This is a genomic window from Brevundimonas lenta (assembly GCF_014196335.1).
Classification (GTDB): domain Bacteria; phylum Pseudomonadota; class Alphaproteobacteria; order Caulobacterales; family Caulobacteraceae; genus Brevundimonas; species Brevundimonas lenta.
The window spans coordinates 647535-660726 of sequence record NZ_JACIDM010000002.1; the positions used below are offsets into that span (position 1 = coordinate 647535).

12 protein-coding genes are annotated in these 13192 nt (G+C 68.6%); 5 read left to right on the forward strand and 7 right to left on the reverse strand.

From position 1 onward, the window contains the following. The 3 genes from GGR12_RS10760 to GGR12_RS10770 are packed head-to-tail and all read right to left on the reverse strand — an operon-like array spanning position 1 to position 2251. A complete protein-coding gene (locus tag GGR12_RS10760) occupies positions 1-591 on the reverse strand; it encodes a GNAT family N-acetyltransferase (protein WP_343053214.1) in 591 nt (196 codons plus the stop codon). After that, positions 591-1697: a 3-dehydroquinate synthase gene (gene aroB, locus GGR12_RS10765; RefSeq protein ID WP_183204401.1), complete on the reverse strand. Its 1107-nt coding sequence runs from the start codon at positions 1695-1697 to the stop codon at positions 591-593. Before aroB ends, GGR12_RS10760 begins: the two co-directional genes overlap by 1 nt. Then, complete coding sequence (locus tag GGR12_RS10770; protein ID WP_183204402.1) at positions 1694-2251, reverse strand: shikimate kinase; 558 nt, start codon at positions 2249-2251, stop codon at positions 1694-1696. The genes aroB and GGR12_RS10770 overlap by 4 nt, the downstream gene beginning before the upstream one ends. Positions 2252-2361: 110 nt before the next feature. Between GGR12_RS10770 and GGR12_RS10775 the strand changes: the two genes are divergently transcribed. From GGR12_RS10775 to GGR12_RS10790, 4 genes are all read left to right on the forward strand, one after another. Beyond that, entirely contained in the window at positions 2362-3261 is a 900-nt protein-coding gene (locus GGR12_RS10775; protein WP_183204403.1) for a site-specific tyrosine recombinase XerD, read from the forward strand. An 85-nt stretch (positions 3262-3346) separates the two neighbouring features. Continuing rightward, a complete protein-coding gene (locus GGR12_RS10780) occupies positions 3347-4297 on the forward strand; it encodes an acetyl-CoA carboxylase carboxyltransferase subunit alpha (protein WP_183204404.1) in 951 nt (316 codons plus the stop codon). A gap of 146 nt (positions 4298-4443) precedes the next feature. Then, entirely contained in the window at positions 4444-4956 is a 513-nt protein-coding gene (locus GGR12_RS10785) for a response regulator (protein WP_246328849.1), read from the forward strand. Continuing rightward, a complete protein-coding gene (locus GGR12_RS10790; protein WP_183204405.1) occupies positions 4953-5426 on the forward strand; it encodes a chemotaxis protein CheE in 474 nt (157 codons plus the stop codon). The genes GGR12_RS10785 and GGR12_RS10790 overlap by 4 nt, the downstream gene beginning before the upstream one ends. On the opposite strand, the gene GGR12_RS10795 is transcribed toward GGR12_RS10790, so the two are convergent. The 4 genes from GGR12_RS10795 to GGR12_RS10810 all read right to left on the reverse strand — a co-directional run bounded on the left by GGR12_RS10795 (position 5414) and on the right by GGR12_RS10810 (position 9588). Continuing rightward, on the reverse strand, positions 5414-7291 hold the full coding sequence (locus GGR12_RS10795; protein WP_183204406.1) for an ABCB family ABC transporter ATP-binding protein/permease: 1878 nt from the start codon (positions 7289-7291) through the stop codon (positions 5414-5416). The two genes, GGR12_RS10790 and GGR12_RS10795, sit on opposite strands and share 13 nt — an antisense overlap. A gap of 49 nt (positions 7292-7340) precedes the next feature. Next, positions 7341-8546, reverse strand: a complete 1206-nt coding sequence (locus tag GGR12_RS10800) for an acyl-CoA dehydrogenase family protein (protein WP_183204407.1) — start codon at positions 8544-8546, stop codon at positions 7341-7343. A gap of 76 nt (positions 8547-8622) precedes the next feature. Beyond that, positions 8623-8928 (reverse strand): SCP2 sterol-binding domain-containing protein, encoded by a 306-nt coding sequence (locus GGR12_RS10805; RefSeq protein WP_183204408.1) that lies wholly within the window; start codon positions 8926-8928, stop codon positions 8623-8625. 111 nt (positions 8929-9039) lie between these two features. Continuing rightward, on the reverse strand, positions 9040-9588 hold the full coding sequence (locus GGR12_RS10810) for a hypothetical protein (RefSeq protein WP_183204409.1): 549 nt from the start codon (positions 9586-9588) through the stop codon (positions 9040-9042). Between the two features lie 156 nt (positions 9589-9744). Here GGR12_RS10810 and GGR12_RS10815 point away from each other — a divergent pair, with 156 nt between their 5' ends. Beyond that, positions 9745-13167, forward strand: coding sequence for a calcium-binding protein (locus GGR12_RS10815; RefSeq protein WP_183204410.1), 3423 nt, complete (start codon positions 9745-9747; stop codon positions 13165-13167). The last annotated feature ends 25 nt before the right edge of the window (positions 13168-13192 follow it).

Here is a 13192-nt window from a genome sequence, read left to right on the forward strand (position 1 = left end):
TCAGAACGCCGCCAGCCGGGCGTCCAGGCGCGCCCGGACCTCGGGCCAGTCGTCATCGAGGATGGCGAACTGGGCGGTGTCGCGGATACGGCCGGTGAAGGTGATCTTGTGCTTGAGCAGGACGCCTTCATCACGCGCGCCCAGCTTGCGGATGGCGGCCTGGCTGCCGGGATTGGTCGCGTCGGTGATGATCTCGATCCGCACCGCGCCGGCGTCGAAGGCGTGACCGAGCAGCAGGCGCTTGCAGGCCGGATTGACCGGCCCTCCCCTCGCCTCGGGCCGGTAGAAGGTCGAACCGATCTCGCAGCGGCGATAGTCGGGCTTGATCTCGTACAGGCTGGTCGTGCCGACGAGGGCGTTGTCGGACTTGCGACGCACAGCCCACGGGATGCGGGTCCCCTGCTCCATCGCGGACATCGCAGACGCCCACCAGCCGTCGAAGTACGGGCCGTAGGCGGCGGCGACCATGATGTCCCACGCCGGCTGGTCGCAATCGAGCGCGGCCTGCATTTCGGACCGTAGCGCCTCTGACAGAGGCTCCAGCCGAACGAAGCGGTCCTCGAGCGGGATAGCCTGCAGCTCCATCCGCATCAGGCCGCGCCTTCCGACTTGAGGAAGTCCCGCACGGCGGCGCGGTCGACGTCGCGGGCGGTGAAGGCGTCGCCCAAGTCGCGAGCGAGGATCAGGGTCAGACGCCCGCCCTCGGCCTTCTTGTCGCCGGCCATGCGTTTCACCAGGCGGTCGGCGGAGAAGGTTCCGACCTGGTCGAGCCGGACCGGCAGGCCCGCAGCCGCGATCACCGCCTCAACCCGGGCCGCGGCGTCAGGCGGGCAGAGGCCGGTCGCGGCGGAGAAGCGGAAGGCCAGGGCGCAGCCGAGGGCGACGCCCTCGCCGTGGGTCAGCTTCGTCTCGTCGAAGTCGAGTTCGGCCTCGATGGCGTGACCGAAGGTGTGGCCGAGGTTCAGCAGGGCGCGGCGGCCCGCCTCCTTCTCGTCCTCGCCGACGATGGCGCTCTTGATCTCGACCGAGCGCACGACGGCGCGCTCCAGCGCCGCCGGGTCGCCCTTCGCGCCGGAGGCTCCCTCGCCCGCCAGCCAGTCGAGGAAGGCGGCGTCGCAGATCAGGCCGTGCTTCAGGACCTCGGCCCAGCCGGACTTCAGCTGCCGTTCCGGCAGGGTGCCGAGCACGTCGATGTCGGCCAGCACGAGGCGCGGCTGATGGAAGGCGCCGACAAGGTTCTTGCCGCGCGGCGTGTCGATCGCGGTCTTGCCGCCGACCGAGGAGTCGACCTGGGCCAGCAGGGTCGTGGGGACCTGAACGAAGTCGATGCCGCGCATGTAGAGGGCGGCCGCCAGCCCGGCGAGGTCGCCGACGACGCCTCCGCCCAGCGCCACCACGACATCGCTGCGGTCCAGCTCGAAGGCCAGCAGGCGATCCAGCACCCGCTCCAGCTCGGCGAAGGATTTGGAGCCCTCACCCGGCGGCACGGTCAGCAGCCGGGCCTTGATGCCGGCGGCGGCCAGCGAGGCCAGCACGGCCGGGCCATGGATGGCGGCCACGGTCTCATCGGTGACGACGGCGGTTCGCCCCTTCGCCAGGGGCGCGATGCGGGCGCCGAGTTCGGACAGCAGTCCGCGCCCGACGACGACGTCGTAGGGGCGGAAGGCGCCGCCGGAAACGGGGATGGTCGTGGTCATGCGCGCTTCCTTAGCGCGCCGTGCGCCTCAAGCGCAGCCACGATGGCGTCGACCGCCTGGGCATGCGCCCCGCCCGCCACGTCGACCATCACGTCGGCCTCGCTGTAGATCGGGTAGCGGGCCTCGGCCAGGGCCGTCAGGGCTTCCAGCGGATCGCGCCCGCGCAGCAGGGGCCGGGTATCGCGGCGTTGCACGCGCTGGGCTACCGTTTCCAGATCGGCGCGCATCCAGACAGTGACCGCACGCGCCTTCAACAGACCGCGCGTCTCGGCATTGAGCATTGCGCCGCCGCCCGTTGCGAGGATCAGGCGGGGCCCCTCCAGCAAGCGGCGCATGACGCGGGCCTCACCCGCACGGAACTCCGACTCGCCCAGTTCGGCGAAGATGTCGGAGACCGTCATGGCGGCGGCCTCCTCGATCTCGATGTCCCCGTCAGCGAACGGAAGGTTCAGCCGCCTGGCCAGCCGCCGGCCGACCGTCGATTTCCCCACGCCCATCAGACCGACGAGGGCTATGGTGCGGCGATGGACGGGAATCGGTTCGACATCGCTCATCGCCGGCCTCGGGCGGGCGTGCGACGGAACAGGGTTGGCGGGAACGGCGGGCGCGACATGGTCCAACAACCCTCTACACCAAGCCGCGCGGGCGAAAAGCGGGCGCAGCGATGAGCAGTCCACAGATCGAGGCCTTTCTGGAGATGATGGCGGTCGAACGCGACGCCTCGCCCCACACCCTGTCCGCCTACGGACGGGACCTGGCGGACGCCGAAGGCGGCGTTCCCGGCGGGCTGATGACGGCGGACGAGGCCGGGGTCGAAGCCTGGTACGCCGGGCTGGGCGCGCGCGGCCTGTCGCCGGCGACCCAGTCGCGACGTCGGGCAGCGGTGCGGCAGTTCTACCGTTTCGCGCTCGGCGAGGGCTGGCGCACGGACGATCCGTCCCGCCGGCTGGACGCCCCGAAACAGGGCCGCCCCCTGCCCAACACCCTGAGCCGGGACGAGGTCGAACGCCTGCTGACCGCCTCTGCAATGCGCGATGGGGCGGCAGGCGTGCGGCTGGTGGCGCTGGTCGAGCTGGCCTACGCGTCCGGACTGCGCGTGTCGGAACTGCTGGCGCTGAAGGTGGAGGCGGTGCGCCGCGATCCGGCCTGGCTGATCGTGCGGGGCAAGGGCGGGAAGGAACGGCTGGCGCCGTTGAACCTGTCGGCACGTACGGCTGTCAAAGCCTGGCTGACGACGCGGGATGCGGGCCGCAAGCCCGAGACGCCCGACAGCCCGTGGCTGTTCCCCTCCCCCGTCGGCAAGAGCCACCTGACGCCGCGTCGTTTCGCGCAACTGCTGGACCAGGCGGCGATCGATGCCGGCATCGACCCATCCCGGGTCAGTCCGCACGTGCTGCGCCACGCCTTCGCGACCCATTTGCTGGAAGGCGGGGCCGATCTGCGGGTCGTCCAGACCCTGCTTGGCCATGCCGACATCGCCACGACCCAGATCTACACCCATGTCGCCACGGACCGTCTGGCCCAGATGGTGCGCTCCAAACACCCGCTGGCGAGGGATGACTGAACCGCCGCTTGCCCCGCGGCGTTGACCTGACTAGGTTCCGCCGCCTTCCGAAGCGCCACACGGCGCGCCTGTTCCGGACGCCTTGATGGCCACCCATTACCTCGAGTTCGAAAAGCCGATCGCCGACCTGGAGGCGAAGATCGAGGAGCTGTCGCTGCTCGCATCCACCGCGGGCTCGTTCGACTCCGAGATCGAAGGCCTTCGCAAGAAGGCCGAGCAGCTGCGCAGGAAGACCTACAGCAGCCTGGACCCGTGGATGAAGACGCAGGTGGCGCGCCATCCGCAGCGCCCGCACTTCGTCGACTACGTCGAGAGCCTGCTGACCGACTTCGTCGAGCTGAAGGGCGACCGGCAGTTCGGCGACGACCAGGCGATTCTGGGCGGTCTGGCCCGCTTCCGCGGTCAGGCTGTCGTGGTCATGGGCCACGAGAAGGGTCATGACACCCAGACCCGCCTGACGCACAATTTCGGCATGGCCCGGCCCGAGGGCTACCGCAAGGCGGTGCGCCTGATGGACATGGCCGAGCAGTACGGCCTGCCGGTGCTGACCTTCGTCGACACGGCCGGCGCCTATCCGGGGCTCGGCGCCGAGGAGCGCGGCCAGGCGGAAGCCATCGCCCGCTCGACCGAGCGCGGCCTGACCCTGGGCGTGCCCTCGATCGCCACCATCACGGGCGAAGGCGGATCGGGCGGGGCCATCGCCATCGCCGCGGCCAGCCGCGTGCTGATGCTCGAGCACTCGATCTATTCGGTCATCTCGCCGGAAGGCGCCGCGGGCATCCTGTGGCGCGACGGCAGCCGCGCCCGCGACGCCGCCATGGCCATGAAGATCACCGCGCCCGACCTGGTCGACCTGAAGATCGTCGACCGAATCATCGGCGAACCGCTGGGCGGGGCGCACGCGGACCGGGAAGCGGCCATCAAGGGCGTCGGCGACGTGATCGAGGAAGAGCTCAAGGCTCTGTCGGGCCTGTCGCCGGACGAACTGCGCAAGGATCGGGCCCGCAGGTTCTACGCGATCGGCCGTTTGAGCTGAGCCGTTAACCTCCCGCTCACCATGAGTTGAGACTATCCCGTTATGCGGGATCACATTTCAATGTTCACCTTCAGGGTGCCGGGATGACACCGGGAATGGAGTCGCTGCGTGAAAGCGCGGTGATCAATCTGACGGGCGCCGTGACCATGGTGGTCGACGACTCTCCCTTCGGTCTCGACATCACCGCCAGCGCCCTGCTCGGCTTCGGCATCAAGACCCGCTACGCCTGCCACAGCGCGGCCGAGGCGATCGATATCCTCAAGGAACAGAGCATCGACCTGCTGGTGGTCGACACCGAGATGCCGGAGATGGACGGCTATCAGCTGGTGCGCTGGCTGCGTCGGTCCGGCCTCGACCCCAACGCCTTCGCCCCGGTGATCATGACCGCGACGCACATGCGTCGGTCCCGCGTGGCCGAGGCGCGCGACTGCGGCGCGAATTTCGTCATCACCAAACCGTTCAGCGCCGCCAGTCTGCTGGAGCGAATCGTCTGGGTGTCCCGCGATACGCGTCCCTTCCTCGAAGTCGGCGATTACTTCGGTCCCGATCGTCGATTCCGCCGGGGAAATCCGCCTGGTGAAGAACGCCGCGCAGACGTGCTACGCAAAGCTCAGTTCGAAGCTGAGAAGGCCGCGGCCGCCGCGGAATCCGGTGAATGACGGTTATCACCCACGCCCGACGGGCGTCCCGACTGGCCAAGCTTATCGACACGCCGGGCGGCGTGAGCATCGGCACAGCGTTGGCGCAGGCCAAATCGAATCTCGAGGCGCTGCAGCCGCGTAGCCTGGAAGAGGTGGCGAAGGCCGTCGCAGAACTCGGCGCCATCCAGCCGCCCGCGACGCCCGAAGACGGCGACGCCGCCCTGACCACCGCCTACCACGCCGCGTCGCGCGTCATCGACGCCGTGGGGCCGTTCGGGCTGGAAGACATCCGCCTGGCCGCCCTGGGCCTGTGTGAACTGATCGACGCAACCTCGGCCGACAAGCCGTTCGACTGGCGCGTCCTGCCCGTTTACGCCCAGTCGCTGCAGCTGCTGCTGTCCTTGCCGGCGGAACAGACGGACGCCCGGGCCAAGGTTCGCGCCAGCCTGGGCGAAATGGTCGACCGGAAGCTGGCTCAGACCGGCTGAGTCGTCCGCGCGCCGCGCGTCTGCTTGCGCCACAGCGCCGCATATTCCCCGCCCTGCCGCGCGACCAGTTCATGGTGCGCGCCGCGTTCGAGGATGCGCCCGGCCTTGAGGACCAGGATCTGTTCGGCGTCGGCGATGGTCGACAGGCGGTGGGCGACAACCAGGGTGGTGCGGCCGGTGCGCGCCTTGCGCAGGGTCTTCTGGATCGCCGCCTCGGTGCGGCTGTCCAGGGCGCTTGTGGCCTCATCGAGGATCAGGATGCAGGGATCCGCCAGCAGGGCGCGGGCGATGCCGACGCGCTGACGCTCGCCGCCGGAAAGCTTCAGGCCGCGCTCGCCGACGACGGTCTCCATGCCCTGCGGCAGGTCGCGGATGAAGTCGGCCAGCTCCGCCGCCTCGGCCGCCGCCCAGATCGCGACATCGTCGGCGTCGGGCCGGGCGAAACCGATGTTGGCCCGCAGGCTGTCGTTGAACAGGGCCACGTCCTGCGGGACCAGCGCGACGGCCGCCCGCAGCGATTCCTGGGTCACCTGCCGGACGTCGACGCCGTCGATCAACACGCGGCCTTCCTGCGGATCGAGCAGGCGCAGGGCCAGTTTGACGATCGTGGACTTGCCGGAGCCCGACGGGCCGACCAGGGCGGTCGTGGTGCCGGGAGCGGCGAGGAAGCTGACGTCCTCGAGGCCATTGGCCCGCGCGTCGTGCCGGAAGCCGACGCTTTCGAAGGCCAGGGCGGCGCCCCGGGCGTCCGCAGGCTGCGGCAGCGGAATGGCGTCGGGCGCATCCGCCACCTGCGGCGTCTGACGGGTGACCTTCAGCATCTCCTCCATGTCGATGAAGGACTGGCGGATTTCGCGGTAGGCGAAGCCGAGGATGTTCAGCGGCGCATACAGCGAGATCATGATCAGCACGGCGGCCGTCACATCGCCGGGGCCCATGCGGCCGGCGGCGGCCTCGAAGCCGGCCATGACCGCCATGACGCCCAGGCCGATGTTCATGATCACCGCCTGGACGATGTTCAGAAGCGCCAGCGAGCTGTTCGCTTTCAGCGCGGCTCGCGTGTAGTCGCCCAGCGCCTCATCGTAGCTGCGGGCGGCGCGCGCCTCGGCGCCGAAGGACTTCACCGTCTCGTAGTTCAGCAGGGCGTCGACGGAGACGCCGGCGGCCTCGCTGTCGGCCGCATTCATTTCGCGCCGGTGCTCGATGCGCCAGTTGGACAGGGCGAAGGTCGAGACGGCGTAGATCGCCACCACCACCACCGCCAGCACGCCGAAACGCCAGTCGTAGCGGCCCGCCAGCACCCCGGCGGCCAGCACCAGTTCGACGCCGGTCGGGACGAGGTTGAACGCCAGAATGCGCAACAGGAAGTCGACCGCCCGCGAGCCGCGATCCATCGTCCGCGACAGGGAGCCCGAGCGCTTGGTCTGGTGGAAATCCAGCGACAGGCTGAGCGCATGGGCGAAGGTCTCGGCCGCGGCGGTGCGTTGCGCGGCGGAGCGGACGGGCGCGAAGATCACGTCGGAGACGTTGGGCGCGACCGCCGACAGCAGGCGGACGAAGGCCCAGCCCACCGCAAAGGCCGCGAAGCCGAGGCCGAAGGCGACGCCCGCCCCCTGCCCCGCCGCCAGGTGGTTCACGGCGGCTCCGAGCACCAGCGGCGCCAGGACGCCCAACGCCTTGCCTGCGAGGGTCATCAGGATCGCGGCGATCAGGCGCAGATGAAGCTGGGGCGCGTTCGACCGCCGGACCAGCTGCGCCAGATCGGCCAGGGCGCGCCAGGTCGGCGGCCCGTCGGGATTGGGGGCGCCGGCCTGGGCCGCCTTCGCCACCGGATCACGCCGCCGTCCGGATCGTTCGCCTCGCATACTCATCCCCGGGATATGGACCCCATGCCCCGGGGATCAAAGGCTTCGTTCAGCCGCGACCGCCGTGCTTCGCATATTCCAGCCGCGCGATGGCCCGGTTGTGGACCTCGTCGGGGCCGTCGGCGATGCGTAGGGTTCGGACCATGGCGTACATCTCGGCCAGCGGCGTGTCGGAGGACACCCCCGCCCCGCCGTGCGCCTGGATGGCGTCGTCGATGATCTTCAGGGCCATGCGCGGCGCGGCGACCTTGATCTGGGCGATCTCGGAGCGGGCGTTCTTGGCCCCGCCGTTGTCCATCATCCACGCGGCCTTCAGCACCAGCAGGCGGCACATCTCGATCTCGGTCCGGGCCTCGCCGATGCGCTGCTCCCAGACCGAGTGCTCGGCCAGGGTCTTGCGGAAGGCGGTGCGCGACAGCAGCCGCTGGACCATCAGCTCCAGCGCCCGCTCGGCGGCGCCGATGACGCGCATGCAGTGGTGGATGCGGCCCGGCCCGAGGCGGCCCTGGGCGATCTCGAAGCCCCGGCCCTCGCCGGCGATCAGGTTCTCGACCGGAACGCGGACGTTCTCCAGCACCACCTCGGCGTGGCCGATGGGGCGTTCGTCATAGCCGAACACGGTCAGCATGCGCTCGACGCGGAAACCGGGCGTGTCGACGGGCACCAGGATCTGCGACTGCTGGGCGTGGGTGGCGGCGTCCGGGTCGGTCTTGCCCATGACGATGCTGATGGCGACGTTCGGGTGGCCCATGTTGGTCGACCACCATTTGCGGCCGTTGATGACGTAGTGGTCGCCGTCGCGGTCAATGCGGGTCTGGATGTTGGTGGCGTCGGACGAGGCTACTTCCGGCTCGGTCATCAGGAAGGCCGAACGGATCTCGCCGGCCATCAGCGGCTTGAGCCAACGCGCCTGCTGTTCGGCGTTCCCGTACATATGGAGCACTTCCATATTGCCGGTGTCCGGGGCGTTGCAGTTGAACACCTCGGCCGACCACAGGTGGCGGCCCATGATCTCAGCCAGCGGGGCGTATTCCAGATTGGTCAGGCCGGCGCCGTGCTCGCCCGGTAGGAACATGTTCCACAGACCCGCCTCGCGCGCCTGGGCCTTCATCTCCTCCATGACCGGCGGCTGGCGCGTATGATCCTCGCGGACCTGGGCCCAGTACTCGGCCGAGCGCGGCAGCACCTTCTCGTCCATGAAGCGGCGGACGCGCTCCTGCCAGTGCAGGGCCCTGTCGCTGGGGCGGAAGTCCATGGTCGTTCTCCGATACGAAAACGGCGCGGCCCCTTTCGGAGCCGCGCCGTGAAATCATCTGGTCGCCGTCAGCGTCTCAGCGCTTCAGCAGCGGGGCCAGCTTCTGGGCGATCATCATGTCGCCGGCGATCTTCAGCTTGCCCTGCATGAAGGCCATCATCGGATCCAGCTTGCCTTCCGACAGGGCGATGAAGTCGTCCCACGAGATCGAGACGGTGGCGTCGGCCGGCTTGTCGTCGTTGCTCACCGAGTTCGGAACCGAGGCGCCGTCGATGAAGATCTTGCCGGTGTCGCCCAGGTCGATCTTCACGGTCTTGCCCAGACCGGAGTTCTCGCCCACGGCGCCGCGGATGTGTTCGGTGACAGATGCCAGATCGGCCATGAGAGTTCTCCGGTAACGGTTGAGGCTCCGACCTAGACCGCCCGGACGACCCTGCCAAGATCACGCGAGGTCAAGTTATCCGGCGCGATCTGTCGCGCCCGGCGCGTGTGGTCAGTAGAAGGTCGTTTCCGGATCAGCCTCGGGACCGATCGCGCCTGGCGCGGCCTGTTGAAGGCGGTCCAGTCTTTCCTGCCGCGCCCGCCGCTCGGCCGCGTAGTCGGGAGTCGGCGCATCGAAGCCGAAACGGCTTGTATGGGCGACAACCGGAGCGACGTCCGGGGGCCGCACGTTAGCCGCCTCCTGCGTCCATCGCACACGCGGCTCGTTCCGGGGCGGAGGTTCGATCCAGGCGGTCTGGTAGGTCGCATCGTACACGTCCATGTCGGGATCCCGCGCCGGGATCGGAACATGCTCGTAGGCATCGACCAGTTCGCCGACCTCCATGCGGGCTCCGGGTTGGACGACCGGCTCGACCGGCGCCACGACCTCGACCCTGACCGCGTCGTCGGAGCTGATCCGCCCGGGCTGAGGCAAGGGCGCCCGCAGCAGGGCAGCCGTTGCGAGGCCGGCGCAGGCCACAACACCCGCGGCCGCCACCGCCACGACTCGCGTGCGACGGGGAACGGCGCCGTACGCCTCGCCTGATCGAATATGCGCCAACCCGGGTACTCCACGGATACCAGGACAAGGGAAGGCGCGAGAGCTGATTTGGTTCGGACCGGGACGCGTAGACTTTGTCAGTGATCAGATAACGTCGATTTCATTCCCGCCGAGGGTGAGTTAATACTCGCGTAAATATAGGGGCGGGGGGCACGCATGTCGGTCATTCACGGCACGGACGGTCACGACTTCATCGAAGGAACGTCGGGGCCCGATGTTCTCATCGGCGGAACCGGCAGCGACACCTATGTCGTCAACAGCGCGGGCGACATCGTCATTGAAGACGCCGACCCGGAAGGAGCAGCCGCGCGCGCATGGTGGGGAACCACCGCCGCCGAGCCGATCACGCTCGTGCGCACGGGGCCCGGTGAATACTGGGTGCGCATCCAGATCGAGGGGGCGCCGGACGGCGTGTTCGCGGAGTTCCGCCTGGCAGATGTTTCGGCCGGCGTGCTCGGCATCAGCGGTCTGCGAGTCGCGGACACGGCCGGCGAAATTCCGGTCACGGTGATGGCGGACGGGGATTCGGTCTGGGAGTACGCTTTCCAGCTCGGTCGTCCGAACACCGACGGTTCGCCTACCGATTTCGAATGGTACGGCGGAGGCCACGGATTCCAGCAACTCAAGGCTCTGGGCCTTACGCTGGACGGCATCGACTTCTCGGCACTTCCGATCGGCAGGCCGGTCAACGGAAGCGCCCTGTCCGTGCTTCAGGACCTGCGGATCATGCTGCCCGAAGACGGAGTCACCGAGGCGGGATCCGTGCTGCTTCAGCACGTCTTCAACCAGTCCGGCATGTCCATTCGCCATGCTCATGACTTCCACGAAGGGTTTGAGCTCTCGCGCGCCTACAGCGCCATGATGCCAGTCCAGGGAGCGGGACAAGGCGGCATCGACTGGATGCAGGTCGGCGACGGGCCGGCGCACCGGATTCTGTACGACGGGACCTCATACCTCGAGCCGGGTCGGCCGACGTTCGCAACGGCCTGGGGCGATGCGCACAACTTCCTGCTTCGTATGAGCCTGCCCACGGGCGGGCCCGACGCGAACGGCGACTGGTCGCAGGCCGAACCGTGGGGAATGTGGCTCTACGACACGTCGGTCGACTACTCGAAGATCTACGTCAACTGGCTGGAGGGCGGCCTCGCCGGCACGTACCCCGCCGGCGCGAGCCGTCACGAGACCCACTACGCCGTATCCCTGCGAGACACGGCTCTGCCGACCGGAGTGACGCCTCTCGGACCGCGCGCGGCCAGTCAGGGGGTCGACACCATCCTCGCCTCCATCAGCCTCACCCTGCCCGAGAACGTCGAAATTCTGCGTCTTACCGGCGCCGACAACCTGTCCGGCTTTGGCAACCGCCTGAACAACACCATCATCGGCAACGCCGGAAACAACACCCTGGACGGCGGCGGTGGAGCGGACCTTCTCTACGGCGGCGCCGGCGACGACACCTACCTGGTTCGGGACCTCGAAGACTACGTCGGGGAGGAAGCCGGCGAGGGCGTGGACACCGTCCTGAGCTTCGTCACCCTGCATACCCTCACCGGCCACATCGAGAACCTGATCTACCTTGGCCGCGCGAACTTCGCCGGAACAGGCAACGCCGCCGACAACCGCATCGAGGGGAGCTTCGGATCCGACACCCTGCGCGGCATGGGCGGCGACGATGAGTTGCTGGGCAAGTCCGGGGACGACACCCTTGTGGGCGGCGCGGGTCGGGACCTCCTGGTCGGCGGCGCCGGTCTGAACATCATGCTGGGCGAGGAAGGCGACGACGTCCTGGACAGTCGCGGCGGGGTCGGCACCCTGCAGGGCGGCTCGGGCAACGATGTCTATTTCGTCGACGACCGCACGATCAGCGTCGTCGAAGCGGCCGGCGACGGCATGGATGAGGTACGGACCGCATCGGTCAGCTTCGTCCTGCCCACCGAAATCGAAATCCTGACCTATACCGGGAGCCAGGCCTTCTCCGGCATCGGCAACAGCCTGGCCAACACTGTGACCGGCGGCGGTCTCGCCGACCTACTGAATGGCGAGGGCGGCGATGATCACCTGTCCGGCCTCGGCGGCGCGGATGTCCTGATCGGCGGATCCGGCCACAACCACCTCGACGGCGGAGACGGGCTGGACAGCGCCTACTACGCCGCGGATCCGACCGCCGTGTTCGTCGATCTGGGGGCCGGGGTGGCGACGAACGGCCACGGCGGTCACGACACCCTGGTCGGCATCGAGAACGTGGTCGGCACGGCCTTTGCCGACAGCATCCTGGGCAACGCGGCGGCCAATGTGATCAACGCGGGCGGCGGCGACGATCTTCTGGCCGGCCGTGGCGGCTCCGACACTCTCGTCGGCGGAGCGGGCATCGACACCGCCAGCTACGCTTTCGCCATCCGCGGAGTCGACGTGCGTCTGCATCTCGGAACGACCCGAAACGACGGCGAAGGCTCGGTGGACACCCTGATCGGCATCGAAAACATCCTCGGCTCGGATTTCAGCGACTTCATCACCGGGGACGCCGGCTCCAACAGCCTTCGCGGCGGAGGCGGAGCCGACAATCTGATCGGCTTCGCCGGCAACGACGCTCTCTACGGGGGGGCCGGCGCGCTCAACACGCTGCAGGGCGGCCTGGGCGACGATCTGTACGTCATCGAGGCGGCCGACTCCGTCATCGAGCTTGTCGGCGAGGGCACCGACACGGTGCAGGCGTACATCGGCGTCTACGTGCTGGCCGGCAACGTGGAGATCCTCACCTACGTCGGCGTCGGCGACTTCATGGGCACCGGAAACAACGACGCCAACACGATCAACGGCGGCGCCGGCGACGACATCCTGCGCGGCAGGGGCGGCGCCGATCTGCTGAACGGCGGCGGCGGGTCCGACACGATCGATTACACGCTCGCCGGCGGCGCGGTCTTCGCGCGGGTGGATCGCCAGCATGCCACCGACGACGGCGACGGTTCGGTCGACACCTATACCCAGGCCGAGCATCTGACCGGCTCGAACTACAACGACATCCTGATCGGAGACGCCGGGGCGAATGTGCTCAAGGGCGGAATCGGCAAGGACATCCTGCTGGGGATGGACGGAAACGACATCCTCTGGGGCGGCGCCGCCGGCGGCGACAATCAGCTGCAGGGCGGACGCGGCGACGACTATTACATCCTCGAATCCGTCGACACCGTCGTCGAACTGGCCGGGGAAGGCATCGACACAGTCGAGGCCCGCATCGCCAAATACGTCATCCGCGACAACGTCGAGAACGTCATCTTCACCGGCACGACCAAGTTCCAGTGCTTCGGCAATGTGCTCGACAACCACATCACCGGCGGGGACAAGGACGACATCTTCCGGGGCGGCGGCGGCAATGACACGATCCTGGGCGGCGGCGGCAATGACGAGTTGCAGCTGCGGGGCTCGGCCCAGGACTACGTCATCACGCGGGAGGAGGACGGCTGGCGCATCACGGACAACGTCCTGGGACGTGACGGCTCGGCCTATGTCGAAAGCATCGAAATGCTGCGCTTCCTGACCGGCGGCGCCACCCAGGCCCTGGGCGGTTTCGGCGACGGCTTCTGAGGCGGCACGCTCCCGGGGCGGCGGC

Excerpts from the sequence above, each read along its gene's own strand:
- GGR12_RS10780 (WP_183204404.1), top strand. The coding sequence starts at position 3,347 with ATGGCCACCCATTACCTCGAGTTCGAAAAGCCGATCGCCGACCTGGAG.
- aroB (WP_183204401.1), bottom strand. The coding sequence starts at position 1,697 with ATGACCACGACCATCCCCGTTTCCGGCGGCGCCTTCCGCCCCTACGAC.
- GGR12_RS10800 (WP_183204407.1), bottom strand. The coding sequence starts at position 8,546 with ATGGACTTCCGCCCCAGCGACAGGGCCCTGCACTGGCAGGAGCGCGTC.
- GGR12_RS10760 (WP_343053214.1), bottom strand. The coding sequence starts at position 591 with ATGCGGATGGAGCTGCAGGCTATCCCGCTCGAGGACCGCTTCGTTCGG.
- GGR12_RS10785 (WP_246328849.1), top strand. The coding sequence starts at position 4,444 with ATGGTGGTCGACGACTCTCCCTTCGGTCTCGACATCACCGCCAGCGCC.
- GGR12_RS10805 (WP_183204408.1), bottom strand. The coding sequence starts at position 8,928 with ATGGCCGATCTGGCATCTGTCACCGAACACATCCGCGGCGCCGTGGGC.
- GGR12_RS10775 (WP_183204403.1), top strand. The coding sequence starts at position 2,362 with ATGAGCAGTCCACAGATCGAGGCCTTTCTGGAGATGATGGCGGTCGAA.
- GGR12_RS10815 (WP_183204410.1), top strand. The coding sequence starts at position 9,745 with ATGTCGGTCATTCACGGCACGGACGGTCACGACTTCATCGAAGGAACG.
- GGR12_RS10770 (WP_183204402.1), bottom strand. The coding sequence starts at position 2,251 with ATGAGCGATGTCGAACCGATTCCCGTCCATCGCCGCACCATAGCCCTC.
- GGR12_RS10790 (WP_183204405.1), top strand. The coding sequence starts at position 4,953 with ATGACGGTTATCACCCACGCCCGACGGGCGTCCCGACTGGCCAAGCTT.
- GGR12_RS10795 (WP_183204406.1), bottom strand. The coding sequence starts at position 7,291 with ATGCGAGGCGAACGATCCGGACGGCGGCGTGATCCGGTGGCGAAGGCG.